Origin of the sequence: Novosphingobium sp. THN1 (assembly GCF_003454795.1) — a bacterium.
GTDB lineage: Bacteria > Pseudomonadota > Alphaproteobacteria > Sphingomonadales > Sphingomonadaceae > Novosphingobium.
Window position 1 is genome coordinate 1,691,942 of record NZ_CP028347.1, and the last position, 24,679, is coordinate 1,716,620.

The 24,679-nt window shown below is 64.5% G+C and carries 28 protein-coding genes, 1 tRNA gene and 2 pseudogenes; 16 read left to right on the forward strand and 15 right to left on the reverse strand.

Features of this window, described 5'->3' with window-relative positions:
- Positions 1–9: 9 nt before the first annotated feature.
- From C7W88_RS08335 to C7W88_RS08345, 3 genes and pseudogenes are all read left to right on the forward strand, one after another.
- Entirely contained in the window at positions 10–507 is a 498-nt protein-coding gene (locus C7W88_RS08335) for a DUF192 domain-containing protein (protein ID WP_118073193.1), read from the forward strand.
- A 113-nt stretch (positions 508–620) separates the two neighbouring features.
- Positions 621–1,034: an NADH:ubiquinone oxidoreductase subunit NDUFA12 gene (locus C7W88_RS08340; protein WP_118073194.1), complete on the forward strand. Its 414-nt coding sequence runs from the start codon at positions 621–623 to the stop codon at positions 1,032–1,034.
- A gap of 53 nt (positions 1,035–1,087) precedes the next feature.
- Positions 1,088–1,450: pseudogene (locus C7W88_RS08345) on the forward strand (DUF2155 domain-containing protein); the annotation flags it as partial.
- A 35-nt stretch (positions 1,451–1,485) separates the two neighbouring features.
- Here the strand turns inward: C7W88_RS08345 and aat are convergent.
- Positions 1,486–2,286 carry a leucyl/phenylalanyl-tRNA--protein transferase gene (gene aat / locus C7W88_RS08350; protein ID WP_118073195.1) on the reverse strand — a complete coding sequence of 267 codons (801 nt, stop codon included), beginning with the start codon at positions 2,284–2,286 and terminating at the stop codon, positions 1,486–1,488.
- 69 nt (positions 2,287–2,355) lie between these two features.
- On the opposite strand from aat, the gene C7W88_RS08355 reads away from it, so the two are divergent.
- A tRNA-Trp gene (locus C7W88_RS08355) sits at positions 2,356–2,431 on the forward strand.
- A gap of 298 nt (positions 2,432–2,729) precedes the next feature.
- On the opposite strand, the gene C7W88_RS08360 is transcribed toward C7W88_RS08355, so the two are convergent.
- On the reverse strand, positions 2,730–3,293 hold the full coding sequence (locus C7W88_RS08360) for a hypothetical protein (RefSeq protein ID WP_118073196.1): 564 nt from the start codon (positions 3,291–3,293) through the stop codon (positions 2,730–2,732).
- Positions 3,294–3,589: 296 nt separating this feature from the next.
- On the opposite strand from C7W88_RS08360, the gene secE reads away from it, so the two are divergent.
- The 5 genes from secE (at position 3,590) to C7W88_RS08385 (ending at position 5,941) form a co-directional block, all read left to right on the forward strand.
- Positions 3,590–3,784 (forward strand): preprotein translocase subunit SecE, encoded by a 195-nt coding sequence (gene secE / locus C7W88_RS08365; RefSeq protein ID WP_118073197.1) that lies wholly within the window; start codon positions 3,590–3,592, stop codon positions 3,782–3,784.
- Positions 3,785–3,810: 26 nt separating this feature from the next.
- On the forward strand, positions 3,811–4,350 hold the full coding sequence (gene nusG, locus C7W88_RS08370; RefSeq protein WP_039331850.1) for a transcription termination/antitermination protein NusG: 540 nt from the start codon (positions 3,811–3,813) through the stop codon (positions 4,348–4,350).
- Between the two features lie 172 nt (positions 4,351–4,522).
- Positions 4,523–4,954, forward strand: coding sequence for a 50S ribosomal protein L11 (gene rplK, locus C7W88_RS08375; protein WP_039331852.1), 432 nt, complete (start codon positions 4,523–4,525; stop codon positions 4,952–4,954).
- Positions 4,955–4,958: 4 nt separating this feature from the next.
- Positions 4,959–5,660 carry a 50S ribosomal protein L1 gene (rplA, locus tag C7W88_RS08380; protein ID WP_118073198.1) on the forward strand — a complete coding sequence of 234 codons (702 nt, stop codon included), beginning with the start codon at positions 4,959–4,961 and terminating at the stop codon, positions 5,658–5,660.
- A gap of 92 nt (positions 5,661–5,752) precedes the next feature.
- Positions 5,753–5,941 (forward strand): hypothetical protein, encoded by a 189-nt coding sequence (locus C7W88_RS08385; protein WP_118073199.1) that lies wholly within the window; start codon positions 5,753–5,755, stop codon positions 5,939–5,941.
- On the opposite strand, the gene C7W88_RS08390 is transcribed toward C7W88_RS08385, so the two are convergent.
- The 7 genes from C7W88_RS08390 to C7W88_RS08420 all read right to left on the reverse strand — a co-directional run bounded on the left by C7W88_RS08390 (position 5,916) and on the right by C7W88_RS08420 (position 12,516).
- Positions 5,916–6,956, reverse strand: coding sequence for a sensor histidine kinase (locus C7W88_RS08390; protein ID WP_118073200.1), 1,041 nt, complete (start codon positions 6,954–6,956; stop codon positions 5,916–5,918). The genes C7W88_RS08385 and C7W88_RS08390 overlap by 26 nt on opposite strands.
- Positions 6,953–7,399, reverse strand: a complete 447-nt coding sequence (locus C7W88_RS08395; protein ID WP_118073201.1) for a response regulator — start codon at positions 7,397–7,399, stop codon at positions 6,953–6,955. Before C7W88_RS08395 ends, C7W88_RS08390 begins: the two co-directional genes overlap by 4 nt.
- Positions 7,392–8,882 carry an ATP-binding protein gene (locus tag C7W88_RS08400; RefSeq protein WP_118073202.1) on the reverse strand — a complete coding sequence of 497 codons (1,491 nt, stop codon included), beginning with the start codon at positions 8,880–8,882 and terminating at the stop codon, positions 7,392–7,394. Before C7W88_RS08400 ends, C7W88_RS08395 begins: the two co-directional genes overlap by 8 nt.
- A 73-nt stretch (positions 8,883–8,955) precedes the next feature.
- Positions 8,956–9,501, reverse strand: coding sequence for a hypothetical protein (locus tag C7W88_RS08405; RefSeq protein ID WP_118073203.1), 546 nt, complete (start codon positions 9,499–9,501; stop codon positions 8,956–8,958).
- Positions 9,482–10,207 carry a peptidylprolyl isomerase gene (locus tag C7W88_RS08410; protein WP_240344890.1) on the reverse strand — a complete coding sequence of 242 codons (726 nt, stop codon included), beginning with the start codon at positions 10,205–10,207 and terminating at the stop codon, positions 9,482–9,484. The genes C7W88_RS08405 and C7W88_RS08410 overlap by 20 nt, the downstream gene beginning before the upstream one ends.
- The gene (locus tag C7W88_RS08415; RefSeq protein ID WP_118073205.1) at positions 10,191–10,952 is read right to left on the reverse strand and encodes a molybdopterin-binding protein; all 762 of its coding nucleotides are present in this window, start codon (positions 10,950–10,952) and stop codon (positions 10,191–10,193) included. Before C7W88_RS08415 ends, C7W88_RS08410 begins: the two co-directional genes overlap by 17 nt.
- Before the next feature lie 40 nt (positions 10,953–10,992).
- The gene (locus C7W88_RS08420) at positions 10,993–12,516 is read right to left on the reverse strand and encodes an NAD(P)/FAD-dependent oxidoreductase (protein WP_118073206.1); all 1,524 of its coding nucleotides are present in this window, start codon (positions 12,514–12,516) and stop codon (positions 10,993–10,995) included.
- A gap of 88 nt (positions 12,517–12,604) precedes the next feature.
- Between C7W88_RS08420 and C7W88_RS08425 the strand changes: the two genes are divergently transcribed.
- The 3 genes from C7W88_RS08425 (at position 12,605) to C7W88_RS08435 (ending at position 15,366) form a co-directional block, all read left to right on the forward strand.
- Complete coding sequence (locus C7W88_RS08425; protein WP_118074667.1) at positions 12,605–13,579, forward strand: magnesium and cobalt transport protein CorA; 975 nt, start codon at positions 12,605–12,607, stop codon at positions 13,577–13,579.
- Between the two features lie 116 nt (positions 13,580–13,695).
- Positions 13,696–14,343, forward strand: coding sequence for a DUF47 domain-containing protein (locus C7W88_RS08430; protein ID WP_118073207.1), 648 nt, complete (start codon positions 13,696–13,698; stop codon positions 14,341–14,343).
- Between the two features lie 24 nt (positions 14,344–14,367).
- Positions 14,368–15,366 (forward strand): inorganic phosphate transporter, encoded by a 999-nt coding sequence (locus C7W88_RS08435; RefSeq protein WP_118073208.1) that lies wholly within the window; start codon positions 14,368–14,370, stop codon positions 15,364–15,366.
- 2 nt (positions 15,367–15,368) lie between these two features.
- Here the strand turns inward: C7W88_RS08435 and C7W88_RS08440 are convergent, their stop codons facing one another.
- Genes C7W88_RS08440 through C7W88_RS23635 form a run of 4 tightly spaced genes read right to left on the reverse strand, consistent with a single transcriptional unit; the run spans position 15,369 to position 17,452 of the window.
- Positions 15,369–16,124 (reverse strand): DUF1365 domain-containing protein, encoded by a 756-nt coding sequence (locus tag C7W88_RS08440; RefSeq protein WP_118073209.1) that lies wholly within the window; start codon positions 16,122–16,124, stop codon positions 15,369–15,371.
- Positions 16,124–16,522, reverse strand: coding sequence for a hypothetical protein (locus tag C7W88_RS23625; protein WP_240344891.1), 399 nt, complete (start codon positions 16,520–16,522; stop codon positions 16,124–16,126). The genes C7W88_RS08440 and C7W88_RS23625 overlap by 1 nt, the downstream gene beginning before the upstream one ends.
- A 28-nt stretch (positions 16,523–16,550) precedes the next feature.
- Positions 16,551–16,802 carry a hypothetical protein gene (locus tag C7W88_RS23630; RefSeq protein WP_240344892.1) on the reverse strand — a complete coding sequence of 84 codons (252 nt, stop codon included), beginning with the start codon at positions 16,800–16,802 and terminating at the stop codon, positions 16,551–16,553.
- Positions 16,799–17,452, reverse strand: coding sequence for an FAD-dependent oxidoreductase (locus C7W88_RS23635; protein ID WP_240344893.1), 654 nt, complete (start codon positions 17,450–17,452; stop codon positions 16,799–16,801). The genes C7W88_RS23630 and C7W88_RS23635 overlap by 4 nt, the downstream gene beginning before the upstream one ends.
- Before the next feature lie 123 nt (positions 17,453–17,575).
- On the opposite strand from C7W88_RS23635, the gene C7W88_RS08450 reads away from it, so the two are divergent.
- The 3 genes from C7W88_RS08450 (at position 17,576) to C7W88_RS08460 (ending at position 21,713) form a co-directional block, all read left to right on the forward strand.
- Positions 17,576–18,598, forward strand: a complete 1,023-nt coding sequence (locus C7W88_RS08450) for a cyclopropane-fatty-acyl-phospholipid synthase family protein (protein ID WP_205525280.1) — start codon at positions 17,576–17,578, stop codon at positions 18,596–18,598.
- Between the two features lie 75 nt (positions 18,599–18,673).
- The gene (locus tag C7W88_RS08455; RefSeq protein ID WP_118073210.1) at positions 18,674–20,293 is read left to right on the forward strand and encodes a M20/M25/M40 family metallo-hydrolase; all 1,620 of its coding nucleotides are present in this window, start codon (positions 18,674–18,676) and stop codon (positions 20,291–20,293) included.
- Positions 20,294–20,435: 142 nt separating this feature from the next.
- Positions 20,436–21,713 carry a DUF3391 domain-containing protein gene (locus C7W88_RS08460; protein ID WP_118073211.1) on the forward strand — a complete coding sequence of 426 codons (1,278 nt, stop codon included), beginning with the start codon at positions 20,436–20,438 and terminating at the stop codon, positions 21,711–21,713.
- 2 nt (positions 21,714–21,715) lie between these two features.
- Here C7W88_RS08460 and rimO read toward each other — a convergent pair.
- Positions 21,716–23,121, reverse strand: a pseudogene (gene rimO, locus C7W88_RS08465) (30S ribosomal protein S12 methylthiotransferase RimO).
- Between the two features lie 105 nt (positions 23,122–23,226).
- Between rimO and C7W88_RS08470 the strand changes: the two are divergent.
- Positions 23,227–23,640: a DUF1761 domain-containing protein gene (locus C7W88_RS08470; RefSeq protein ID WP_118074669.1), complete on the forward strand. Its 414-nt coding sequence runs from the start codon at positions 23,227–23,229 to the stop codon at positions 23,638–23,640.
- On the opposite strand, the gene C7W88_RS08475 is transcribed toward C7W88_RS08470, so the two are convergent.
- Complete coding sequence (locus C7W88_RS08475; RefSeq protein WP_118073212.1) at positions 23,621–24,676, reverse strand: TrkA family potassium uptake protein; 1,056 nt, start codon at positions 24,674–24,676, stop codon at positions 23,621–23,623. The genes C7W88_RS08470 and C7W88_RS08475 overlap by 20 nt on opposite strands.
- Between the last annotated feature and the right edge of the window lie 3 nt (positions 24,677–24,679).

Here is a 24,679-nt window from a genome sequence, read left to right on the forward strand (position 1 = left end):
AGTGGATCGATGAAGCAGCTGACTAGACTAGCCGTCCTTTCTGCCCTTGCGTTGATAGCAGGATGCTCGCCGGGTGCGGCCGACGCCGGGGCGAAGGCCCAGCCCCAGGCCGCAACGGCGGCGGTTCATCCGGTCTCGGGCCTCCAGATCACGCCGGTGACGGTGACCAGCGGCAACGGGGCGCACGTATTCAGGTCGGAAGTCGCGCGCACGTCTGCCGAACAGGCCAAGGGGCTGATGTTCCGAACCGAGATCGGCGATGACGAAGGCATGATCTTTCTGCGCAATCCGCCGGATATTGCGTCGTTCTGGATGCGCAACACGGTGATTCCGCTCGACATCATCTTCGTCGGCCTCGATCGCCGCATCCTCAACATCGCGGCCAATGCCAGGCCTTATGACGAAACCCCGCTCCCTGCGGACGGGCCGACGCTGGCCGTGCTGGAAATCAACGGCGGGCTGGCGGCAAGGCTCGGCATCAAGCCGGGCGACAAGGTTGAATGGTGAACAGGGTTGAATGGTGAACAGGGTTGACTGGTAAGATAAGCGCAGCGGCATCAACGCGCTTGCCGACTCCCCCATCAGCGGCTAAGCGCGCCGTAATATCCAAGGCAGGTAGCATGAGCATCCTCGGCAAGATCTTCACATGGTGGAATGGCGCCACCGTCACCACCATGCTGTTCAGCGCACTGAATGGTGAGCAGGTGGGCACCGACGCGCAAGGAAACGCATATTTCCGCGCGAAGAAGCCCTTTCCCAAGGGCCACCCCTTTGCCGGGCGTGAACGTCGGTGGGTGATCTATAACGGCGCCAACGATGCCAGCCGCGTGCCTGCCGAATGGCATGGCTGGCTGCACGGCTCGTTTGACGGTGTGCCTGAAAGCAACCTGCCGCCTGCCCGCATCTGGGAGGCGGAATACACTCCGAACGCCACCGGCACTGTCCAGGCCTACCGTCCGCAGGGCGCGCTGGAGCGTGGCGGCAAGCGTGCCGCCGCAACCGGCGACTACGAAGCCTGGGTTCCGGAAGCCTGATGCCATCGGACGCATCGCCGGCAACCCGGGCGCTCGTCCTTGCGGGCGTGCTCATGCTGGCCGGATGCGGCGAGAAGGCTCCTCCGCCGCCACCCGAGGCGACCGAGAGCGGTGCGGCGATTGCCACGGCTTCGGGAGCGGCGATCGAAAGCGAATTCGGCACACCGATCAAGGATCGCGTGGCAACGCTCGGCTTTCTCAACAAGCGCAACAACATCACGCAGGACGTTGTCCTCAAGAGCGGCGAATCGCGGCGGATCGGCAATGCCATCGTCAAGCTCGCCACGTGCGAGAAGACCGCGCCGTGGGAAGATCCGCCCGAGACCGGCGCTTTCGTCCAGCTGTTCGTCGAAGAGCGGGCGAGCACCGATCAGCCACTGGCCTGGCGCAAGGTGTTTTCAGGCTGGTTGTTCCGGAACGCCCCGTCGTTGAGCGTGGTCGAGCACCCCGTTTATGACGTATGGGTCAAGGACTGCGCGATGACCTTCCCCGGCGAGGAAGAGCCGGTCGCTTCGGCGCGCAGTGCGGCAAAGCCCAGCGGCAATGCCAGCGCGGCGGCTTCGCCCGATCCTGCGCCCGGTCCCGCTCGAAAGCCTGCCCCCAGTCCTTCGCCAACTGCTGCGACAAGTGCGCGACCCGCAGCAACTTCGGCCGGGGAATAAGGCCGCTGAGCCTGCGACAGCAGTTGCAGATACTGGCTTTGCGGGATCTCGATTGCACCCAGTGACGCCAGGTGAGTCGTGGTGAACTGGCAGTCGAGCAATTCCGCGCCAACCGCCCGCAGCGACGCAACCAGCCAGGCCAGTGCGACCTTCGAGGCATCGGTCTGGCGGCTGAACATCGATTCGCCACAGAACACGCGCGCGAATCCGACACCATAGAGCCCGCCGACCAGCCGTCCTTCGCTCCAGCATTCGATCGAATGAGCGTGGCCATGCTCGTGAAGCCCGATGTAGCTTTCGCGAATCCGCGCGCTGATCCAGCTTTCCTCGGCACCGGGGCGGGGCGCGGCGCAGGCGTCGATCACCGCTTCGAACGCGGCATTGCAGGTCACGGTGAACTTGCCGCGCCGCAACGTGCGGGCCAGGGATTTCGAAAGATGGAACCCCTCAAGCGGCAGAATCGCCCGCATTCGCGGCTCCACCCAGAAGACTTCGGGATCGTCGCGACTGTCCGCCATCGGGAAAATCCCGGCACGATAGGCCTTGAGCAGAAGCTCGGGCGGGATGGCATGGGGATCGTTGCGGGCCATAATCTTCAATAATGTGTTTCGGTCGGTTGCGCTCCCGCCGTCAAGTCTTTAAGGGGCCGCTCAGAGCACAGGAGTGTAGCTCAGTTGGTAGAGCATCGGTCTCCAAAACCGAGGGCCGTGGGTTCGAGTCCCTCCACTCCTGCCACTCGCCACCAAGGCGAGGTTCGGCGCCGCGAATCACCTTGAAGACAGCGCGAAGTACTGGCGGTCACTGTGCAGCCATACAGGATGCGTCAGGCCGTTTGCCGCAATCGAAAAAAGAGGCGGAACGCCTAAGCGCCCGCCCCAGTCGTCTCACGCGTCTGGTTCGCTTGAGAGTGGCAGGATGCTAGCACCGCGACTGCGCAACGCCAGTGGCAATGTCCGATGAGCCGACGAAACCGGCACGAAAAAGGGCGAGCCGTCTCTGGCCCGCCCTTTCCATGCCGTTTTGAGGCTGGGGGTTATTTGCGACGCTGGCCGCCCAACGCACCGCCGGCTACGGCGCCCTGCAGCGACCCGGCAGCGCCAGCACTGGTCTGTCCCAGGCTGCCGCCCAGCGAACCCCGGCCCGAGACGGCCGCATCGACTGCGCCCGAGGTCGCCACGTCGTCGATCGTGCCAGTGGCGCGGTCTTTCACGCGACCAGTCGCCCGCTCTGCCGCGCGACGGGTTTGCTCTGCGGTAGCTTCGGCCTTGCGCTTGGTGCGCTCAGCGGTTGTTGCGGCCTTGCGTTCTGCGCGATCTGCTGCCCGCGTGTCTGCGCGAACCTCGTTGCGGGTCTGGACGGTGGTGGAAACATCTCCACCGATCCCTTTCGTTGTCGCATCGCGCTGCGTGGTGGCTGTCGTGCTCACGTCTGCGCCGACACCGGTATTGGCATTGACCGCGCCGTTGCCGGTCGAAACCTGCGCACCGGTGTTGACCGAGCTTTCGGTCTTGGTCTGGCCGCTCTGGGCCTGCCCACTCTGGGCCTGCGCAGTGCTGGCCATGGCAAGAGCCACCAGCGGGAGAATGATCTTTTTCATGGTTCTCGTTCCTTTCGCCCCATCTTGCGCCCCGTTTTCGTGCAGGCGTTCAACGGGGCACAGGTGGCTGCGTTCCTGCCCGTGGCTCGGGTCGCCCGCGGCTGGGAGCAGGCCATCCCATTACCGCACCCCATCGCTGCACTTGCCAACGGGGCCCTTGCGGACTAAATGAACGGAACTTCCGACATCGGAAAATCGCCAGCCCCTCCCGGACTTGTCCGGGGCGGCGATGACCCCTAGCCGGAAGAAACGAAATTCCACGCGGCTTCTGCCGCAGCAAGCAAGGCACCAGAGCAATGGCCAAGACCAGCCCCGGCGAGTTCTTCAATCAGGTGAAGGCCGAAGCACGCAAGGTCGTCTGGCCGACCCGCCAGGAAACCACCACCACGGCGATCTTCGTCGGCATCATGATGCTGATCCTCGCGGTGTTTTTCCTCGGCATCGACTCGCTGTTCAGCGCAGCCGTCCGCTTCCTGCTCTCCCTTGCCTGACCACCTAAAGAACCAAGAGAAACGATATGGCCCGCTGGTACATCATTCACGCCTATTCCGGTTTCGAGAACAAGGTGAAGGAAGCGATCATCTCCGAAGCCGAGCGTATCGGCCTTTCGCAGCTGGTCGAAGCGGTCGAGGTGCCGACCGAGACCGTCACTGAAGTCAAGCGCGGCAAGAAGGTCCAGGTCGAACGCAAGTTCATGCCGGGCTACGTTCTCGCCAAGCTGGCGATGAATGACGACATCTACCACCTCGTCAAGAACACCCCGAAGGTGACCGGCTTCCTCGGCACCAACAACAAGCCGCAGCCGATTTCCGACAAGGAAGCCGCCCGCTACTTCGGCGCGCGCGAGCAGGCCGCTGCCGAACCACGCAAGAACGTCTCGGTCGATTACGAGATCGGTGATCAGGTCAAGGTCAACGCAGGTCCGTTTGCCTCGTTCAACGGCGTGGTCGAGGAACTGGACTTCGACAAGAGCCGCGTTAAGGTCTCGGTTTCGATCTTCGGGCGTGCAACGCCGGTGGAACTGGGCTTCGAGGAAGTCGAACTGGTTCGCGGCTGATCCGCCAAGGGTTACAGGCAACACTTGCTTTTGCGGGCCGATAGTCTTATCGGCCCGCGCTTCGCTGCCTGAAAGGGTAGTGATTCCGTGCGGGAGTTCCTTCGGGACGTTTGACCGCTCACTCTGAGGCTTTGCTCCAACAGGCGGGCCGACAGGAAGAAAGGAGGCCATCGTGGCCAAGAAGATTGAAGGCTATATCAAGCTGCAGGTTGCAGCCGGTGAAGCAAAGCCTGCTCCGCCGATCGGTCCGGCGCTGGGTCAGCGCGGCGTTAACATCATGGAATTCTGCAAGCAGTTCAACGCTGCAACGCAGGAAGTCGAGAAGGGCACCCCGCTGCCGACCGTGATCACGGTTTACGCGGACCGTTCGTTCACCTTCGTGACCAAGACCCCGCCCGCCACCTTCTTCATCAAGAAGGCCGCTGGCATCAAGTCGGGTTCGAAGACCCCGGGCAAGGCTTCGGCCGGTTCGATCAAGCGCTCGCAGCTGGCGGAAATCGCCCAGGCCAAGATGAAGGACCTTAACGCGAACGACATCGACGCCGCAACGAAGATCATCGAAGGCTCCGCGCGCGCGATGGGCCTCACCGTGGTGGAGGGCTGATTCCATGGCCAAGCAGACCAAGAAGCAGAAGGCCCTGACCACCAAGCTGGGCGACAACCAGAAGCTTTACGCAATCGATGAAGCCATCGCGCTGCTCAAGGACCTCAAGAGCGCCAAGTTCGACGAGAGCCTTGAAGTTTCGCTGAACCTCGGCGTCGATCCGCGCCACGCCGACCAGATGGTCCGCGGCATGGTCACGCTGCCCTCGGGCACCGGCAAGGACGTCAAGGTCGCCGTTTTCGCCCGTGGCGACAAGGCTGAAGCCGCTCTCGCCGCTGGTGCCGACAAGGTTGGCGCCGAAGACCTGCTCGAGGACATGCAGAACGGCAACCTCGACTATGGCCGCGTGATCGCGACGCCCGACATGATGGGCATCGTCGGCCGCCTCGGCAAGGTGCTGGGCCCCAAGGGCCTGATGCCGAACCCGAAGCTTGGCACCGTCACGCCGAACGTCGCCGATGCGGTCAAGGCTGCCAAGAGCGGTCAGATCGAATTCCGCGTCGAAAAGGCCGGCATCATCCACGGCGGCATCGGCAAGCTCTCGTTCTCGGACGAAGCGCTGCGCGCCAACTTCGACGCTTTCGTCGATGCGGTCGTCAAGGCCAAGCCCGCTGGCGCCAAGGGCAAGTACGTCCGCAAGGTCGGCCTGTCCTCGTCGATGGGCCCCGGCCTCAAGATCGACGTTGCCCAGGTTCACGGCGGCTGATCTTCAACGATCGAAGCCAATAAAAAAGAAGGCCGGGGAGGGAAACCTCTCCGGCCCTTTTTCTGCCAGCGCCACTCGTCTAGGAGCGGCGGATGCCCGATCCCGAACTCGCCAAGAACCCGGTCACCGTTGCCCGCCTGCAGGTGGAAGCGATCATTCCGCCCGAAAAGCGCGGGCCCGGCTGGGATCGCCACTGGCGTGAACTCGAAGCCTATGCCGACGCCGCCATGGAAGGCGCGATTGGCGACTGGACGGTCAGCCCGGATCGAACTCGAGGCTGACCCGAAAGCCGGGGTTGGCACTCTGCGCGCAGATCGAGGCGCCAAGGCCACGCGCCATGGCCTTGACCAGTCGCTGCCCAAGGCCGGTGCCCTTGGTCTCGGCGTTCTCGCCAAACCCCGCACCATCGTCTTCCACGGTCAGACGAACGCGGCCATCCGCGCTGGTCGACAGGATGATCCGCACTTCGCCCGCGCAATCAGTGTCGTAGGCGTACTTGCACGCATTTGCCACGAGTTCGCAAATGATGATGCCAAGGGTGACCGCCTTGTCCGTCTGCAATTCCATCGGCTCGGCCCGGGCCACGACGGTGCGCGGGGCGTGTGGCGACGTCCAGGTCTCGGTCAGATCGCGGGCGAGATTGGCGAGATATTCGTCCAGCGCCACGCTCTCGACATTGCCGGTGGCATAGAGGTGGCGGTTGACGTGCGCGATGGCGCCGATGCGCTGTTGCGAGGCCAGCAGCGCGTTGCGCGCCTCGCCTTCGGGCAGGACCGAAGCCTGCATGTTGATGAAGCTCATCGTCATCTGCAGGTTGTTGGCGACGCGATGGTTGACCTCGCGCAGCAGGGCGCCGAGCCGCTCGTTGCTGGCGATCAGGTCACGCTCGGCCTGCTCCTTGGCGCGGCGCAACCGAACTCTGTCGAGTGACTGCGCGAAGGCCGAGCGCAGCAGCTCGATGAAGTCCTCGCCGATCGACTTGACCACATAGTCGTCAGCACCAGCGCGCAAGGCCGCTGCGGCAAGGCGGCCGTCATCGGCCCCGGTGACGTAGACGACGGGCGGGCACGAGGGCAGCTCAAGCAGCCGCTCAAGCGTCTGCAACCCGTCCATGCCCGGCATGTGGTGATCCACTGCGATCACGTCGAAATCTTCGCCCTGCGCCGCCGCAAGGCCCTCGTGCCCGTCGGCTGCCAGCGTGATCTCGAAGCCCAGCGTGCCGAGGCGACGTTGCACCAGCCGGCGCAGCGCCGGATCGTCATCGATATAAAGGAGGCGGACGGGTTCCGCGCTCAATGGGCCTCCTCGGCGTCCGGCACCTGGATGACCGAGAGGAACAGGCCGAGCTGGCGGATCGCCTCGGCGAAGTTCTCGTAGTTGACCGGCTTGGTGATATAGACGTTGCAGCCCATGTCGTAGCAACGCTGGATCTCCACCTTGTCGTCTGTCGTGGTCAGCACCACCACCGGCGTGCGCCGCAGATGCGGATCGCTCTTGATCTTGGACAGGATGTCGATCCCGCTCATGTCCGGCAGGTTGAGGTCGAGCAGGACAAGGGCGGGGCCATTGTGTGCCGGGCCGTGCGGATCGTTCCACAGGTAGTCGAGCGCGCTGGTGCCATCGGTGAAATGATGGATCATGTTCGAGATACCGGCGCGGCGGATGTTCTTTTCGATCAGCCGGGCATGACCTTCGTCATCCTCGACCATGACGATGTTGACGGCGAGTTGATCAGGCATCGGCTACTCCGGATTGAAACTTGATCGGCAGGCTGACCGTGAAGGTCGAACCTTGTCCTTCTTCTGATGATACTTCGACCAGCCCGCCCAAGCGATAGGCCAGCGCGCGTACATGGGCGAGACCGATGCCTTCGCCCGGCTGGTCCTGCATGCCCGATCGACGGAACAGATCGAAGATGCGCTCGTGATCACGGGCGGATATGCCACGGCCGTTGTCGGTCACCGTGATGATGGCGCGGCCGTGCGCAGTGCTGCCGGCAATGCGGATCTCGCCGGGGCGGCCCGGTTGCAGGTACTTCAGCGCATTCTCGATCAGGTTCGACAGGATCTGTTCGATCGCCAGCCGGTCCGTTTCGACCACGGGCAGTTCGCCCAGTTCCACGCGCGTTTCGGTCTCGTCGATGCGGTGCTGCAGGGACTCGACAATGGATTGAACCACCTCGGCAATGGCCACGCGCGCCGGGGCAAGGGTACGGCGGCCCTCGCGCGAAAGGCGCAGGATTGCGTTGATCAGCCGGTCCATCTTCTGCGTGGACGAACGGATGAAGCCGATGGACTCGGGCAGGTCTTCCTCCACCGCCAGACGCACCTGTTGCGGCACTTCCTCGCCATCCTTCAACACGTGTTCGCCGATGACCTTGCGCGCCGCATCAAGCTCCGCGGTAAAGCCCATGACGTTGACCAGCGGTGAGCGCAGGTCATGGCTGACGATGTAGGCGAAGCGCTGGATTTCGGCGTTGGCGCGCTGCAATTCGGCCGTACGCTCGTCGACCAGCGATTCGAGCTCCTGATTGAGCAGGTGGAGTTCACGCCGGTTGCCGTCGATCTCGGCAATGTTGCGACGGATGATCTGGACCGCCGCAATGGCGACACCGATCACCAGCGCAGCGCACAGCGCCAGCATTGCGGAAAGCAGGGTGCGGGTGTTGTCCTGCGCCTGATTCCGCTCGCGCAGCAGCTTGTCCTCGCGAGCCAGCATCTCGTCGACGTAAGCGCGGATGTAGCGGATGGCGGCAACGGTCTCGTCGCTGTCGAGCGATTCCACCTTGAGAATGCCCAGCTTGGCTTCCGCCTCGGTGGTGCGCGCCTGTCTGGAATACCTGTCGAAAGCTTTGCGCAAGCCCTCGACCGACCGGACTTGCGACGAGTTGTCCAGCACCAGAGCCTCGAGCCGCGTCAGTTCGGCATTCGCGTCGGCGATGGCCTTCTCGGCGATGGTCGTGAAAGTTGTCTCGGTGGGTGCAATGATGATCCCGCGCCGGGCCGTCTCGGTCCGCTCGGCGTGGCGGACAAAGCGATTGAGCGAGGCTTCCACGTCCAGCGTGTGCTCCACCCAGTAGGCATCGCTCTCTGCCTTCCTCTGCACGATGACCACGGCGGCAACCGCCGCAACCACGGCGGCGAAGCCGATTGCAAGCAGCAGCAGGATAAGCCGGTTGTTCCCCGCATCGCGCGAGAAAGCGTAGGTCGGCGTCGTCGGCATCGTAAGGTGGTACTCCCGTCGACGCAGGAAATCCTCAGGCCGCCATTGCGTTCCCGTCTTGCGTAAAGAAAAGTTACCGGATGTTTTCCTTCGTATAGCACTCGATAACCAGGCTGATCAGTTCGCCGTGCGCCGTGCGCAGCCGGGCCTGGTGCGAGAGGATTGTCCCTTGTGGGCACTGTTCCATCGCCCCGCGCGTCTGCGCCAGGCGTTCACGCTGGAAGCGGAGCGGCGCCACGACTTTTCCGAACGGCGTATCGGTCGTGACCAGCGTGTGGTTCATGTCGGGCGTCAGGCGTGACGGGACATACCAGTTGTGCGCTACCGACAGCGTTCTCTCGCCGCAGACCAGCCGCACATGACGGTAGGCCACTGGCTCGTCGCGGGAAATCTCGAGGTTCTGGCGGATTATGGCCGAGACCGGTGAAGCAGCAGGATCGGACAAGGCACGGATCACGGGAGGTTCGGCAAGCCGCCGCCGTTCACACCACTGGCCGAGTGCCGCCGTAGCGCTGTCGTTTGCGGCCAGCGTGCGTTCGAAGTCCTTCAGGGCCGGGGAGCATCCCGTAAGCGCTGGCAGCAGGGCCAGCAGCAGGCGATCAAGGCGCGGGCGGCGCATCGGGCGCAACAACGGTCACGCGCCGGGCCGACAGGATTTTCACCGGCTTTGCCAGGATCTGGCCGCGCATGATCCCTTCGCCCTCGGTCTCCGAGATCGGAGCGGCGAAGATTGCCTTCACCACGTCCATGCCTTCGACAACCTGGCCGAATGCGGCATATCCTGCCTTGGCCTCGGGATCTGCGGAGTCCGGCTGGGCATCCAGTCCCGGTTGATCCGATACCATGATCGAAAAGTCGCCGGTTGCCGTGCCCGGTGCATAGCGGGCCATCGAAAGCGTGCCGGCCTTGTGCAGGATGCCGGTCACATTGGTTGGCTCATGCGCGATTGCCGGCAGGTTGCGCTTCGGGTCGCCGCGCGTTCCGGCCTGGATCAGGCCGTTGGGCTGCTCTCCCCAGTTGAGATGCATCGCGCGGTAGAACACCGTGCCATCGAAGCGCTTCGTCTCGGCATAGCGGACAAAGTTCGTCGCGGATGCGGGCGCGCGCTTCACGTCGACTTCGACGACGATTCGCCCGGCCTCGGTCTCCAGCGCCACACGGACCGTGTCGGGCAGGGGAGCGGTCGACGGCGCGGGATAGGCCGGCGCTGCCGGGCGCGGGGCGGGGGCGCGCTTCTTTACCGGCGCGGCGGCAACCAGAGCGAAGGCGATCGGCGCCAGCAGGGCCAGACGACGGGTCAGCACGATCTCAGATGCCCCCGGCAACCGGGAAGCGGCCGATTGCGGCCAGCCCCTCTTCCAGCGCATGGGCGCAGGCCTTGAGCGTCGCGTCGCTGACCGAACGGATCACGAAGTTCGCCCCGGTCTTGCCTTCCCGGAAGAACGGGTAGCTGCCGATCTGCACGCCATCGAACGCCTTTTCCGTCTCGCGCAAAAGGTCGGCGATCTCGCTTTCGGCGACCCAGCAGCCGACCGTGGTCGAGAGCAGCGGCAAACCGCCTTCGAGCTGACCGGTCAGGCCATCGAGCATCTGTGCGGTTATGCCCGGCACGCCCGCCATCAGGAACACGTTGCCCACGCGGATGCCGGGGGCGCCGGAAACGCGGTTCTCGATCAGGTCCGCGCCGGCAGGGACGCGGGCCATGCGCAGGCGCGCATCGTTCAGGCCACCGCGCGTGGCGTAGTAGTTTTCCAGGATCGCCCGGGCCTTGGGGTGGATCACCACGTCCACGCCCAGCGCCGCCGCTACTGCATCCACCGTGATATCGTCGTGCGTCGGGCCGATGCCGCCAGTCGTGAAGAGGTAGTCGTTGCGGGCGCGCAGGGCGTTGACCGCCTCGATGATGGCCACCATGTCGTCCGCCACGACGCGAACCTCGCGCAGGCGGATGCCCTGGACGCCGAGCCAGGTCGCCACTTGGGCGATGTTCTTGTCCTGCGTGCGGCCGGACAGGATTTCGTCACCCACGACAATCAGCGCGGCGGTCCAGATGCGGGATTCGTCAGTCATCGCGCGATTGGTATCGCAAGGGACGCTCCCGCAAAAGCGCTTATTCCGCTGCCGCCATGTGCGCCTTGTGCGCGGTTGCCGGGCGTGGATGGCCGAATTGCAGCACACCGTCCTCGATCGGGTCATCGCGCATCCACGCCACGTCGCGCACGTAATCCTGGTTCAATCGCCAGCGCATGTCGCTTGCCGACTTGGGCAGGAGATGGCGCGCGCGTTCGATATAGCCCGAGGAGAAATCGTAGATGTTGTCCTCGTCCAGATGGTGGTTGGGCGCCAGCTTCGGTACGGCAACTTCCATCCCGCGCGCCTTCATCGCGTTGAGCACGTCACAGATATAGCGCGCGTTGATATCGGCCCGCAGCGTCCACGAAGCGTTGAGATAGCCAAACACCGCCGCAAGGTTCGGCACGTTCGAGAACATCGCGCCCTTGTAGTAATAGCGGTCGGCGAAATCGACCGGCATGCCGTCCACGCTGATCGCGATCTTGCCGGCCATGACCATCTTGAGGCCGGTTGCCGTAACGATCACGTCGGCATCGAGATGCTTGCCCGATTGCAGCTGGATGCCGGTCGCATCGAAACGCTCGATCCGGTCGGTCACCACGCTGGCCTTGCCCGCCTTGATCGCCTCGAACAGGTCGGCGTCGGGCACCAGGCACAGCCGCTGCTCCCACGGATTGTAGGGCGGCGTGAAGGCCTTTTCATCGTACTTGTCGCCCAGCAACGACTTCAGCCGCTTGGTCAGGAACGCGGCAACCTTGTCCGGCCGGGTGCGTGCCCGCTTGAAGAACAGGTTCTGCAGCTTGACGTTCTTGAACCGGGTGATCCGGTACGCGGTCTCCTCGGGCAGGAACTTGCGCAGGAAATTGGCGATCGCGTCCTTGGCTGGCCGGGTGACGTACCATGTCGGCGTGCGCTGCAGCATCGTGACGTGCGCCGCCTTGTCCGCCATTGACGGCACGATCGTCACCGCGGTCGCGCCCGATCCGATGACGACGACCCGCTTGCCCGCGTAGTCGAGGTTCTCCGGCCAGAATTGCGGGTGGACGATCTCGCCCTTGAAGTCCTCGCGCCCCTCGAAATGCGCCTCGTAAGGCTTGTCGTAATCGTAGTAGCCCGATCCCAGGTAGAGCCAGCCCGCCGTCACCCGGCTGCGCTGCCCGTCCTTGCCTTCCAAGGTCACCACCCAGTACCCGGCGGCACTGTCGAAATCGGCGCTCACCACCTTGCTGTCAAAGCGGATGTGGCGGCGGATGTCGCGCTCGTCGGCAATCCGGTTCAGATAGTCGAGGATCGACGGACCGTCAGCGATCGACTTCTCGTGCTTCCATGGCTCGAACACGAAGCCCAGCGTGTGCATGTCCGAATCGGAACGCACGCCGGGGTACCGGAACAGATCCCACGTGCCGCCGATCTGCGAGCGGCGCTCCACGATCGTGAACGAGCGGTCGGGGCAGAGCATTTTCATGTGCGCTGCCATGCCGATACCGGAAATTCCGGCGCCGACGATCAGCACGTCTGTATCCGGCTTGCCGGCCGTAAATGTGGACTGCTCTGCACCCACGATCGCTCTCCATCGTTTCTATTTACAGAAATGTTAGCACACTTGCGCGCGATTGCCAGTGGCGCCCGACTTTGCCACTCATGTCGGCATGACCGTTATCGCCGCCCGCCGCTACAGCAATGGCATCGCTCACGATGTAGCCCTTGAACTGACCGGCGCTTGCGTGGCCGAGCTTGCGCCTCACAGCTTTGACTGGATCGGCCTGTGCGAACCGGACGCGGCGGAGATGGATCTTGTGCGCCGCCAGTATGGCCTGCATCCTCTCGCCGTCGAGGACGCCCTCAATCCCCGCCAGCTGCCCAAGGTCGAGGTTTACGGCAAGACGCTGTTCGTGGTCGCCCGCACCGCCGAACTGCAGGAAGGCGAGGAAATCGGCTACGGCCAGACAGCGTTCTTCGTCGGCCCCCATTTCCTCATCACCGTGCGCTTCGGCAGCACGCGGCCGCATGTGTCACTGCGCGCCGAAATCGAGGCGCAGGGCGACAGGCTTTCCGAAGGGCCGGACTACATTCTCCATGCCGTGCTCGATTTCATCGTCGATGGCTACCTGCCCTTGCTCGAACGCCTCGAGGAGATCGCACAGGAGATGGAAGAAGCCGCCATCGACGTGTTTCCCGAGCAGTCGGTCATCCGCCGCATCTTCCGCCTGCGCCGCCAGTTGCGCCGGTTCGAGCGGGTGATCGGGCCGATGGAGGAGGTTTGCGAACGCCTGGTGGTGGCTGATCTTCCCTGCATCGATCCCGCCGCGCGGATCTGGTTTCGCGATGTGCTCGATCATGTCCGTCGGGCCATGGCGCGGATGCGGGGCTTGAAGGAAACGCTTGCGGCCATTGTCGAAACCGCCAGCCTGCTCGAACAGCACCGGCAGGGAGAGATGACCCGCCAACTGGCTGCCTGGGCCGCCATCCTCGCCGTGCCCACCGCCATTGCCGGCATCTATGGCATGAACTTCGAATACCTGCCCGAGCTGAAGTGGCGTTATGGCTACTTCGCGGTGTGGGGCGTGATCATCACCATCTGCGGCGGCCTGTGGTTGCGCTTCAGGCGGATCGGCTGGCTCTGATCGTGTGGACAAGCACGCGCTTTCCGATTGTTACCGCACTATGACTGGCCTAGTGCGCGCACAGGAGGAGACGAGTCGTTTCCCCTGGTGCGTGCGGCAATTCGGGAAGCTTATCGATGTTCGGCTGGTTCCAGCGTCTCCTGCCCAAGTCGGGCGATTTCTTCGGCATGTTCGAACGCCATGCGGCAGCCTGCGTCGACGCGGCTGATGCCCTTGCCAGGCTGACGCGCGCCCAAGGCGATTCCGCGCAGTGGGTCGGCAAGATCCGCGACCGCGAGCATGCCGCCGATGACGTGATCCGCGAAGTGCTGTTCACCGTGCGCCGCACCTTTCTCACGCCATTCGATCGCGGAGCCATCACTTCGCTGATCGGCGCGATGGATGACACCATCGACGAGATGCAGGCCGCCGCATCGGCCATCGAGCTTTACGAAATCGTCGGCTTCGAGCCGGAGATGCAGGCGATGGCCGACAAGATCGTCGAAGCCGTCGGCCTCATCGCCGAAGCCATGCCGCTGCTCCGCGATATTGAGCGCAACGGCGGCCGCCTTCATGCACTGACCGAACGCATCGTCAAGCTGGAGGGCGAGGTCGACCTGATCCACCAGGCAGGCCTCAAGGCCAATTTCCAGCGCCACCGCGCCGATGGCGATCACATCGCCTTCATCGTCTCGCGCGAGATCTTCAAGCACCTCGAAAAGATCGCTGACGCCTTCGAAGACGTCGCGAACGAGATCGACGCGCTGGTCATCGACCACGCCTGACGGCGCGGGACAGGAGCTGATCCGATGCACGAGCTCGCCTTTCCGCTGCTGGTCGGCCTGATTGCGCTGGCGCTGGCCTTCGATTTTCTGAACGGCCTGCACGATGCGGCGAATTCCATCGCCACCGTCGTCTCGACGCGCCTGCTGTCGCCGGTCGCCGCCGTCATCTTTGCTGCGGCAGGAAACTTCGGTGCCTACTGGCTGGTCGGCCTCCATGTCGCCGACACTATCGGCAAAGGCATCATCGACAAGGACATCGTTACGCCTGCGGTCGTGTTTGGCGCGCTGATCGGGGCGATGTTCTGGAACATTGTCACCTGGATCAAGGGCATCCCGTCGTCGTCGAGCCACGCGCTGATCGGCGGCCTGCTCGGCGCGGGCGTGATGCATGGCGGCTTCGACGCAATCGAATCCAAGAAGACGATCGAGACCTTCGTCGCCATCTTCATGTCACCAATGATCGGCATGGCGCTGGCCATGTTCTTCGTGCTGATCACCAGCTGGCTGTTCAAGAGCTTCCAGCCGCGCCGCGCCGAAGGCGTGTTCAAGGGGCTGCACCTGCTGTCGTCGGCGGCTTATTCGATCAGCCATGGCGGCAACGATGCGCAGAAGACGATGGGCATCATCACCGTGCTGCTCTACTCGACAGGCTATCTGAAGGGTGAATTCCACATTCCCGAATGGGTCGTGCTGTCGTGCTATGCAGCCATCTCACTGGGCACCATGTCGGGCGGCTGGAAGATCATCAAGACGATGGGCACCAAGATTACCCGGCTCAACCACCACACCGGTTTCTGCGCTTCTTCTGCGGGGTCGATCGTGGTGTTCGGGGCGAGCGCGCTGGGCATCCCGGTTTCGACGACCCACGCCATCACCGGCAGCGTCATCGGCACCGGCGCTGCCCGCCGCGCCAGCGCCGTCCGCTGGGGCGTGGCGCAGCGCGTGGTCATGGCATGGTTCATCACGATCCCGGCCAGCGCCACCGTCAGCGCCGCCTTTTACCTGCTCACCCGCCTGTTCTGATCTTATTGCCCCGCCGTCACCGCCGTCGCGGGCGGCGTCGGCTTGCGGAACAGCGGCACGCGCTTGAGCCACAGCTTCAGCGCTTCCCAGTGAATACCTGTAGTTACCTTGAGAGTTGCCAGAGGGTAGCCCAGCGCCGCCCGTAGAAGAGCGGCGTCGGTCAGTTCACGACGCCGCGCGGTATGGACTGCGGCAAGCACTGGCCCTTTTGCGTCGGAGACAGTGATCCCGATCCCGAGCCGCTCGCCCGGCGGCTGCACGCGGAAGGCATAGTCCAGATCCATCGGCAGGAACGGCGATACATGGAACCGCTTCGCCACCGACTGGTGCAGTGTGCCGCCATGCTTTGCCGCGATCACATAGTTGTGCCGCTCGCCGAAGGTGTTGGAGACCTCGTAGATCACGGCGCGCAAGATCCCGTCGGCGCCATGGCAGAACCATGTGCTCAACGGATTGAAGGCATATCCCAGCATGCGCGGCATCGTCAGCAGCACGATGCGGCCGCCGTCCGGTTCGATGCCGGCTTCGCGCAGCAGCCGTTCGGCGTGCGGGCGCAGCGCGCTGCCGTCGCCGATATCGCGGTCATGGAAGGAAAACAGGTTGAACCGCCCGCGCGAGAACAGCCGCAGCCGCGCCGCAAGGTCGTCGATCCGGTCGATGTCGAGCGCCATGTGCAGCACGCGATAGCGCAGCACGTGGATGCAGGGCCGCAATCGCCGGTGCAGCACATGCCCGAGATAAAGCGCCCCGTCGTCCATCACGCCATTTCCGGCACGCGCGCCTGATGCGTCACATGGATGCGCCCGGATTCGTCCGCGACGTTCCAGGGCCGCCGCACGCCACCCAGCTGCTCGGCCACGGCAAGGCCCGATTGCAGCCCGTCCTCATGGAATCCCGCCCCGAACCACGCGCCGCAGAACCATGTGCGGCGCCGGCCCTGCAACGACCACAACTGCTTCTGTGCAAGGCCGGCGGCCACGTCGAATACCGGGTGATCATAGGCCTCGCGCCGGATCACCAGTGCCGGATCAGGCTCGTCCAGCGGATTGAGCGTGACGAACAGGTCCTTGTCGGTCGGCAGGTGCTGCAGCCGGTTCATCCAGTAGGTCACCGATAGCTGGTGCTGTTCCGCCCCCGCTGCGCCGCATAGTTCCACGCCGACCACACCTTGCGCCGCCGCGGCATCAGCCGCGCATCGGCATGGAGCACGGCTTCGTTATGGCGATAGGGAAAGGCCCGAGCAGGCGCCGCTCGTCGTCGTCGGCATCGCCCAGCATGGCCAGTGACTGGTCGGCATGGGTGGCGAGCACGACCTGGTCGAACCGCTCCCAGCCACACCCGCCATCTATCAGAACACCATCGGGCAGGCGCCGTATCCGTTGCACCGGCGAAGACAGCCGCACGCGCTCGATGAACGGTGCGCTGATGCGCTTCACGTATTCGCGGCTCCCGCCATCGACCGTGCGCCAGCGCGGCCGTTCGCGGAACTGCAGCAGTCCGTGGTTCTCGAAAAAGCGCACGAAGGCTGCCGCCGGATGGTGCGGAATATCGCGCACCGGGTAGACCAGATCGCCGCCGCCATCGGATAGAGATGATCGTCGCGAAACGCCGGCCCGCAGCCCAGCCCGTCCAGATAGGCGCCAAGCCCGAGTTCGCCCATCTCCGGCAGGTCGCGGGGTGCAGCCTTGTAGAAGCGCACCAGGTCTCGCAGCATCGACCAGAAGCGCGGGGACACAAGGTTCCGCCGCTGTGCGAACAATCCGCGCAAGTCGCCCGAATACTCCAACCGCCCCTGGTCCAGCGTGACGGCAAAGCTCATCACCGTCTCGCGCGTGGGCACGCCCAGATGCGCAAACAGCGCCGTCAGGTTGGGGTAGGTCCGCTCGTTGTAGACGATGAACCCGGTGTCCACCGGCACGCCATCGGCCTCGACCGTGTTGCTGTGCCCGCCAAGCCGGTCCGCCGCCTCGAACAGCGTCACGCGGTGCCGTTGCGATAACAGCCACGCAGCCGAAAGGCCGGAGATTCCGCTCCCCACCACGGCAATATCGAGCGCGCCCCCCGGCGCACCACTCTCTGTTATCACACCATGACCCCCATAGGCACCGCGACACGAACCGCCGCGACCTTACCCGTCCGTTTCCCGTTATAGACCGCTCCCGTGGTGACAGGTTGACACAAGTCACACCCCGATGGCTAGTTACCTGTCGTGAGCCTCCTTGCCCCGCTGATCTCGCTCGTAGAGCGCGCCCCGCTGCCCGATGCGCTGACCCGCGCCGGCGTGTCCTTCATGTGCGAGAAGCGCCGCCGCGCCCTCCATCGCGATCGACCGGCCGATGACCTGTTTGCCGCGTGGATGGCGCAGCGGCCCGTTGCCGAACACACCGATGCCGCCAACGAACAGCACTATGAACTGCCGCCGCGCTTCTTCGAACTGAGCCTTGGGCCGAACGCCAAGTATTCCTGCTGCCTCTATCCCACCGGCAACGAGACGCTCGAACAGGCCGAACTTGCCGCCCTTATGGCGACGGTCGAACACGCGGCGCTGGAGGACGGCCAGCACATCCTCGAACTCGGCTGCGGCTGGGGTTCGCTCAGCCTCTTCATGGCCGCGCGCTTCCCCAATGCGCGCATCACCGCCGTCTCGAATTCACGGCCGCAGGGCGAACACATTCGTGCCAAGGCGGCAGCGCGCGGCCTCACCAACCTGACCGTGCTTACCGCCGACATGAACGCATTTGCGCCCGATGGGCAGTTCGACCGCGTCGTCTCGGTCGAGATGTTCGAACACATGGCCAACTGGCGCGAACTGCTCGGCCGGGTGAAGGCATGGCTCCGCCCCGATGGCCGCCTGTTCCTCCACGTCTTCAGCCACCGCCAATATCCCTACCGCTTCGACACGGCCGACAAGTCGAGCTGGATTGCGCAGTATTTCTTCACCGGCGGCATCATGCCCAGCCACGCCCTCATCGGCCAGTTCGCCGATCTGTTCGCGCTCGAGCGGGAATGGTGGTGGGATGGCACGCACTACGAAAAGACCGCGCGCCACTGGCTTGCGCTGTTCGACGCCAAGGCGGCGGAGATTGAGCCGGTGCTGCGCCTGGTCTATGGCAAGGATACGCCCTTGTGGATGCGTCGCTGGCGCTTGTTCTACCTCGCCACGGCGGGCCTGTTCGGCCATCGCGGCGGCAGGGAATGGGGCGTCAGCCACTGGCTGCTCAGGCCGGCGTAAAAAAGGCACTTGGCAAGCGCGGCTCCAGCGGCAAGACTGGTTGCGATAGAAACTTGCTCAGGGAGCCTTCCAGACATGACTGCCCGCTCGCGCGTCGCCACCGGCGTCGCCGCCATTGCGCTTTGCGCCACTGCTGCCCCTGTTCTTGCCGGCCCCGCCGAAGACCGGCTGATCGCCCAGTTGCTCGATGAAGGCCTCAACCGCTCCGATGCAATGGAAACGGCGTCCGAGCTGATGGACCGGATCGGCCCGCGCCTCACCAACTCGGAAAACCACCGCAAGGCCGAAGACTGGGCAGCGGCAAAGTTCGCGTCCTATGGCCTCAAGAACATTCACCGCGAACCGTTCGAATTCGGGCTTGGCTGGAACCTCAAGTCCTATTCCGCCACGATGACGAGCCCGCGCAGCCTCCCGCTGACCGTCCTGCCGGTGGCATGGTCACCCGCCACGAATGGCACGATCACCGCTCCGGTCGTGGTCGCGCCGATGAGCAAGGTGGAGAATTTCGAAGCCTGGAAGGGCAAGCTCGCTGGCAAGATCGTCCTCGTCAGCCTCCCGGGCGAGAGCAGCGAGTCCAAGGACCCGATGTTCGAACGCCTCTCGGGCGAGGATATCGGCAAGCTCGACAAGTATACCCTGCCGCGCCACGATCCCGAAGGCCTCGCCATGCAGGTGGCGCGCCGCGGCTTTGCCCGCAAGCTTTCGGAATTCCTCAAGGCCGAAGGCGCGCTGGCGATGGTCAAGATGACCTACCGCGATGGCAAGCTGGTTCACGGCGAAGGATATGATTTCATCCCCGGCGAAACGCTTGGCCTGCCGGCCATGGACATGGCGCAGGAAGACTACCGTCGCCTCGTGCGCCTCGCCAAGACCGGCGCCGCCCCGCAGCTTTCCCTGTCGATCGATGCCAGCTTCGATGACAAGGACCTGATGGCCGACAACGTCATCGCCGAAATCCCCGGCACCGATCCCAAGGCCGGCTACGTCATGGCCGGCGCCCACTTCGACAGCTGGATTGCCGGCGATGGCGCAGCAGACAACGGCGCCGGCAGCGTTGCGGTAATCGAAGCCGCGCGTCTGCTCGCCAAGTCGGGCGTCCGGCCGAAGCGGACCATCCGCTTTGCCCTGTGGAGCGGGGAAGAGCAGGGCCTGCTGGGCTCAAAGGCCTATATCGAACGACACTTGGCCTCGCGTCCGGTCGATCCCGCGCTCAAGGGGATCGACAGCTACTCGGCCTGGCGCAATGCCTACCCGATCACGCCCAAGCCCGGCTATGCCGATCTCAAGGCCTATTTCAACATGGACAACGGCTCGGGCAAGTTCCGCGGCATCTATGCCGAGGGCAATGTCGCGGCCGCGCCGATCCTGCGCGAATGGCTCAGCCCGTTCAATTCGCTCGGCGCCGACAAGGTGGTGATGAGCAAGACCGGTGGCACCGATCACGTCTATCTCCAGGCGATCGGCCTGCCCGGTTACCAGTTCATCCAGGACCCGCTCGATTACGAAAGCCGTGTCCACCATTCGAGTGTCGACACGCTCGATCACATGCGCGCCGACGACATGCGCCAGGCCTCGGTGGTCCTTGCCGGCATGCTGCTGCAGGCGGCGATGAGCGACAAGGAACTGCCGCGCTCGCCGCTGCCGACCAAGCCTGACGCCACCGATCCGTTCAAGGTGCAGGATCCCAACCAGTAAGACGTGCCGCCCCGCTTCGTCCCTCGGCTGTAATGGCTAACGGGAAGGGGCGGGGCCTTACGCATTTCCCCGGAGTTCCCCGGCTGGAAATGCCACACCCGCTATAACCTAGGTTAGTGCCCGTCATTCAAGCAGGCGGGCCATGCTCAAGCGCATATCCACGGACGAAGTCCAACTCGGCATGTTCATCCACAAGCTCGAAGGGAGCTGGTTCAGCCATCCCTTCTGGAAGCGGAAGTTCCTGCTCGATGATCCCGACATGCTCGAACGCCTGCGCGAGAGCGAGGTGGACGGCGTGATCATCGATACGGCGCTGGGCAGGGCCACGGCGGACGAACCGACGGTGGCCCCGCAGATCGTCTCAGGCCCGCGCAACGCCGGGATGATCGCCCAGGCAACGCGCGCCGCCATTGAACCCGTGCCGCAGCGGCCCGGTCCCGGCTTCGGCCGCGCGCCAGCCGCGATGCCCATCGCCCGCGAATTCGGCCGGGCCAGGCGCGCCGCCGGCGATGCGCTGCGCGTCGTGAGCAAGGCCTTCATCGAGGTCAGGCTCGGCAAGGCGATCAAGGTGCAGGAAATCGAACCTGTGCTCGATGCGGTCTATGCCTCGGTCCAGCGCAATCTCTATGCCTTCAACGGGTTGCTGCGCTGCCAGAACGACAACGAGCCGGTCTATCGGCACTCGCTGGCCGTCAGCGCCCTGATGATCGCGCTGGCCCGCCACATGAAGTTCTCGCCGGTAGACATCCGCGACGCGGGCATGGCAGGCCTGCTCATGGATGTCGGCGTGGGCCAGCTCCCGGTCGATCTCGCCTCGGTCGGGGGAGACTATTCGCTGCTGCGCCCCGACCTGCGCGAACAGCACGTCGTGCTTGGCTACACCTTCCTCAAGGCGGCTGGCGACATTCCCGAGCCGGTCCTGCGGGTAATCCTGCACCATCACGAGAGGCTCGACGGCAGCGGCTATCCACAGGGGTTGAGCGGCGCGGCAATCGAAGCCCTCAGCCGCATGGCCGCAATCTGCGACACCTATGACACGCTGATTTCCGGTGCCGAACAGCTGGACCCCGCCGACGCCGTCCGCCGCCTGCGCGAACAGCCCGGATCGTTCGATCCCGCCATCCTCGAACGTTTCGTCGAAACCGTCGGCGTATACCCGATCGGTTCCTTCGTCCGCCTGCGGTCCGACCGCCTGGCCATGGTGGTAGACGAGGACCCGGCAGACACCGCGCTCCCCGTGGTCCGCACCTTCTGGTCGCTGCCTCTCGCCAAACGGCTCAAGGGCGAGACGATCGCGCTTGCCCATTGCTACGGCGACGATGCCATCGAAGGCATCGCCGATATTGCAGGGCTCGATCTGCCGGATATCGGCGCGCTGCGCGAAAGCCTGCTGGCCGCCGCCTGCAAGGAAGCGGCCTGATCCTAGTTTGCTATCACGCCGTAAAGGTCGTGCGCGTCGGCGTCCTCGATCAGCACCTGCGCGAAATCGCCAGCCTTCAGCGTGGCTGGCACGTTGCGCAGATAGACTGCGCCATCGATCTCAGGCGCATCGGCCTGTGACCGCGCGGTGGCACCGATGTCGCCGTCCTCGTCCGGCTCGCCCACTTCGTCGACGATCACCTTGATCGTCCTGCCGATCTTGGCCGCCAGCTTGGCCGCGCTGATGCGCTCGGTGGTTTCCATCAGCCGGGCATAGCGCTCTTCCTTGACCGCTTCAGGCACGGGGTTGGGAAGGTCGTTCGCAGCGGCACCTGCCACGGGCTCGAACCGGAAGCCGCCGACGCGATCAAGCTGCGCCTCTTCCAGCCACTCCAGCAGATACTCGAAGTCGGCCTCGGTCTCGCCGGGGAAGCCGACGACGAAGCTTGAACGGATAGCGATATCCGGGCAGATTTCGCGCCAGGCCTTGATGCGGTCCAGCACCTTGGCTTCGTTCGCCGGGCGCTTCATCGCGCGCAGCACGTTTGGGCTGGCGTGCTGGAACGGGATGTCGAGATAGGGCGTCACCAGTCCCTCGGCCATCAGCGGGATCACCGCGTCGACGTGGGGATAGGGGTACACGTAGTGCAGCCGCACCCACGGCGTCTCGCCTTCCGGCGTGCGCAACTTGCCCAGTTCACGGGCGAGGTCGGTCATGTGCGTGCGGACCGGGTTGCCCTTCCACATGCGCTCTTCATGGCGCACGTCCACGCCATAGGCCGAAGTGTCCTGGCTGATCACCAGCAGTTCCTTCGTGCCTGCCGCCACCAGCTTTTCGGCCTCGCGCAGCACGGCGTCGATCCGGCGGCTGGCCAGCTTCCCGCGCAGGCTCGGGATGATGCAGAACGCGCAGGCGTGATTGCAGCCCTCGGAAATCTTGAGGTAGCTGTAGTGGCGCGGGGTGAGCTTGATGTCCCCGGCTCGGCCTGCGGGATCAGGTCGATATAGGGGCCCATGCTCGGCGGTGCGGCTTCGTGCACGGCCTCGACCACCGCTTCATACTGATGCGCGCCGGTCACGGCGAGGACCTGCGGAAACTTGGCGCGGATCACGTCCGCCTCGTTGCCCATGCACCCGGTCACGATCACGCGCCCGTTCTCGGCAATCGCCTCGCCGATTGCGGAAAGGCTCTCTTCCTTGGCGGAATCGAGGAAGCCGCAGGTGTTGACCAGCACCACGTCGGCACCAGCATAATCGGCGCTCATCGCATAGCCGTCGGCGCGCAGGCGGGTCAGGATTCGTTCGGAATCGACCAGCGCCTTGGGACAGCCGAGGCTGACCATGCCGACTTTGGGGGCTTCGGGAATTTCGAGAGGGGGAATCTGGCTTGCCATCGTGGCGCGGCCCATAGGCTAAAAAGCACGCCACGTCACCATTGGCCCGCTTGGCGTTGCCTTCCGCGTTTCTCAGGCGTAGCAGATGGTTGCAGCGGGGGCTTGGCAAAGAAGGAAAAGATGGGCCCGGTCAACTGGATAGCCGTCGTTGTTGCAACGCTTTTTGCGCTTGGTGCGTCAGCCCTTTGGTATGGCCCGCTGTTCGGCCGTGCCCGGCTGGAGGAAGTCGGCCCCGGCAAGCTCGGCATTCGCCGCTCGCCTGCGCGAACCGCTGCGATCACTGCTGCGCTGCTGTTCATTTCCGCCAGCATGATGGGCCACATGTTCGCCCGCGTCGGGGCGGCCACGCTCGACGTGAAGTGGTGGCTCTACTTCATGATGTCGGGCGGGCTTGCCATCGCCTTCATCATCCCCTCGCTGTGGATCAGCTACAGCCAGCAGCGCATCAGCACGCGCCTCGCATTGATCGACGGTGGCTTCTGGCTCGCCGCCTACCTCTCGATGGGTCTCGCGTTCATGCTTCTCGGCCAGTAGCCGGGGTCGGGGCGATCTCGACGATCTCGTCGCCATCCTCCAGCCGTTCGGCAGCCGCTTCCCAGAAGCCGATGACCGTGCCGCGCCGATAGATCCTAAGCCCGCGCCCGCCGCTGGCCAGCGCCGCCAGCGGACGGCCGACTTCCTCGGGCCGCACCTTGCGCTCCACCAGTTGCACCCGGCCTTCGACCGAGGCGAGATCGGTCAGGTATTCGGCGACGTGCTTGCCATGGGCGGACCCGGCCATCAGCAGCCCGGTAAAGCGCACCGGGTTGATGACCGTGCTGGCCCCGGCCTGGCGCGCCAGATCCTCGTTGTCGGCCGCGCGCACCACGGTGCTGATCGGCACGCCCGGCGCCAGGTGCCGCGCGGTCAGCGTGATCAGGATCGAGGTATCGTCGCGCCCGGCCGAAACCAGGATGGCACAGGCCCGGTCGATGCGCACATCGACCAGCGTGGCATCGCGCGTGGCATCGCCAGCCATGACATTGCAGCCGATGTTGGCCGCTGCCGCCAGCGCGCTTTCCGAAGGATCGATCACCACGATGCAGCCCGGATCGGTGCCGCGCGCGACCAGTTCGGCCACGGCTTCGGCCCCCGATACGCCAAAGCCCAGCACCACGATATGATCGGTCAGGTTCTTCTGGATCTGCGCCATGCGAAACCGCTCCCAGGTGCGCTTGATGATGAAATTGTAGGCCGTGCCGACGAAGATGAAGATCACCGCCACCCGGATCGGCGTGACGATCACCGCCTCGATCAGCCGCGAACGGTCGCTCACCGGGGCGATGTCGCCAAAGCCGGTGGTCGTGATCGAGATCATCGTGAAGTAGACCACGTCGAGGAAACTGATCGTCCCGTCGTGGCTGTCCTTCAGCCCGGCCCGGTCGATCCAGTGGACGGCCACCACGATCGCCACCAGCGCAAACGCGGCACCCAGTCGCAGGCCGAGGTCGGCCCAGACCGAGACCTTCAGCGTTCGCCGCAACACGTTCGTCGGCTTGCGCCCGCCACGGCGGAGAAGGTGAAGGTCCATCAG